This window comes from Pseudoalteromonas sp. G5_S1_54_S4 (genome assembly GCF_054968565.1).
The window spans coordinates 1-2,366 of sequence record NZ_JBQKUL010000101.1; the positions used below are offsets into that span (position 1 = coordinate 1).

The window sequence follows — 2,366 nt, forward strand, 5'->3', positions numbered from 1 at the left end:
GGCCATAAGTGGACAGTGCTAACGCTTTGCTAATTGGCTGCCGCAGCGCAGCGTAGGCAGTCCAGTGGAGGCCATGCTGTTTGTGGCCGGAACGAAATTAAGCAACTTGTTATGTTGAAACATGCTTGATAAGCCCCTTAGCTACGAAATAAAAAACAAAGCAGACAAATAACAGCCCAAGGAAACGAATTGCTTTTGGTGCGTCTTTCTTAATTTTCACCTGAACGGCGATGCCAAACTCATCACCGATGAGCCACAAAAATATCTTGTGTAAACTCCATAAAACCATAAATACGTAAACACTGAGGAGCCCATAAAATTCAACATCGGCTACCATCAACGTGATCGTAATGATTAATGCAGCTACTAATACCCCAAAACTGATTGTCTTAATACGAGCGATCAATATGCTGCTCCAACATAACGCCCCAATATGCCGACGAAAAGAGCGCAGCGAGTTGAGGTCGGAATAATTGGTTTGTTAGCTTTGTATATCAATTTCAACAACTTGAGCCTCTTTAAATATACTTTTAGCTTTTTCAAACACAGTATCTTTATTAGCTGGATGCACCGTAATATCGATTGCGTTATCCGATAATGTAAAAAGTGTAAGACAACCCGCTTTTTGGATTTTTGCTATATCCGACTTTTTTACCAATCGTCCTTTGGTGTTATAAAAACGAGAGTAAGAATTTGTTCTTACCTGCACGTTTGCACCTAGGTCGTTAAACGTTCTTTCTGCTTTGTCCAAAAAGTTGATGGGAATCATTGATTCCAACTTTATAACCAAAACAAAGAATAATACTGAGGCGATAACTAATATTAAAATGTCAATAAAGCCTCCGCAAAGCTAACGCCCGCCACACGGGCGAGCAACTTGTTGCGAGTCCAGCGCCGCAGGCGCGATGTGCTGGCGCTTGTTATGTGCGTACATGCTACAGAACATGAACATCGTTGATTGTTGCAGCATAATTGTTGTTCCCAATTGGTACAAACTCAAATTCAACAGTTAGGTCGGTTATCTCGCCATTGGCGGGTAAATAAAAGCCGAAGATCAATGAGCCTGAATCGGTTTCTAAAAACTCAGGGTAACAATTCGCTATATTTTCGTTTTGAAAACTCACAGGGGCATCGCTACCAAAGTAATCATGCACAGCGTCTTTGAGTTCAGATTCTGCCCATACAACACCATAGTTATTGTTTATATCAATGAGCTTTTCTGCGTCTTCAAATTGATTTGTGGCTAATAAGCTCAGCCAATGCTGACAATAACTTTTAAGTTGATTCTCTTTATCTTCACTGGTGATTGAGAGCATGAGATACCTTAGAGCACATAACGCCTGCAGTTGCGGCGGGTGCGGAGCGCAGCGTAGCACACGTCCGACAACCTGCACTTGTTAAGCATTTTGCGACTTACCAGCAATTACTCCGAATTCACCGAGTATTCTTTGCTCTAGAATTCTAGTTACTGCTTCAAATGATGAGTTCGTATCGATAGCTTCTCTTTGATCGACTAGTTCATATTCAAATGGCAACTCTATCGCCATTTTTGAGGCATAAAACTGACCTAGCTGAAGGCGCCAAGGATAAGATGTGTACTCTGGAGTATAAACATGAAACAAAATCACCTTTTCATAAGCTTGATACTGGCTTAAGAGCCAATATTTTCCAACATTTGTATCAGGGTGAGTTTGTTTTACCTCCACTTCCAAGGCTATAACAACATTCCCATCAGTTAGCAGCCCATCAGCACGAAATCCATTTGAAGGAAAGCCAGGGATTGCTTGAAAACCATTAGTGAACGACAACTTTTCGCTAGCAAACTGTTTCATCCAGTCTGCCAACCTCGATTCATATTTTAGCCACGGTGACTTCACTGGACATGGTTCCTCGTATGCTTAACGCCCAAATTTAGCGCGGAAAGCCGCGCAGCGGGTTGACGTCGCAGCCAGCGCTTTTTGCTGGCGATAAAATTTGATTGTTATGTGTCTGCTGATTCATTAAACAATATCCTGTTTGAAAACGGATCTGTTACGGTAAAACACCTTGCACCCCAAGGGGCATCTTCAATGCTTGGTTTGTTGTATTTGTAAGGCTTTGCAGTAACTTGTGCGAAAAGTTGATCAAGATTGCTTACATTAACGAAGACCTTGCTGCCCGGTGTGCAGTCACCAGAGTGTTCACTCAGATGTAAAACAAAATCGCCAAGCGAAACTTGCATGTAAATTGGGTAACCATCCTCAAAACGATGCTCCCAATCTAGTTCCATACCGAGAAAGCCAAGGTAAAACTCTTTTGCTTTATCTTCATCGAAAATCCGCATTATTGGGATCGTCTGAAACTCCATGCCATCTACTCCATTACAC

General features: G+C 42.0%; 5 protein-coding genes. All 5 read right to left on the minus strand.

What is annotated here, in order from left to right:
* Window positions 1–109: 109 nt before the first annotated feature.
* A complete protein-coding gene (locus tag ACTRWE_RS18960; protein ID WP_024592041.1) occupies window positions 110–406 on the minus strand; it encodes a hypothetical protein in 297 nt (98 codons plus the stop codon).
* 75 nt (window positions 407–481) lie between these two features.
* A complete protein-coding gene (locus tag ACTRWE_RS18965) occupies window positions 482–769 on the minus strand; it encodes a hypothetical protein (RefSeq protein WP_024592042.1) in 288 nt (95 codons plus the stop codon).
* A 166-nt stretch (window positions 770–935) separates the two neighbouring features.
* A complete protein-coding gene (locus ACTRWE_RS18970; RefSeq protein ID WP_024592043.1) occupies window positions 936–1,316 on the minus strand; it encodes a hypothetical protein in 381 nt (126 codons plus the stop codon).
* 81 nt (window positions 1,317–1,397) lie between these two features.
* On the minus strand, window positions 1,398–1,832 hold the full coding sequence (locus tag ACTRWE_RS18975) for a hypothetical protein (protein WP_063529658.1): 435 nt from the start codon (window positions 1,830–1,832) through the stop codon (window positions 1,398–1,400).
* 149 nt (window positions 1,833–1,981) lie between these two features.
* Window positions 1,982–2,366 (minus strand): glyoxalase superfamily protein (locus tag ACTRWE_RS18980; protein ID WP_462880514.1); only part of this gene is annotated, 385 nt, incomplete at its 5' end.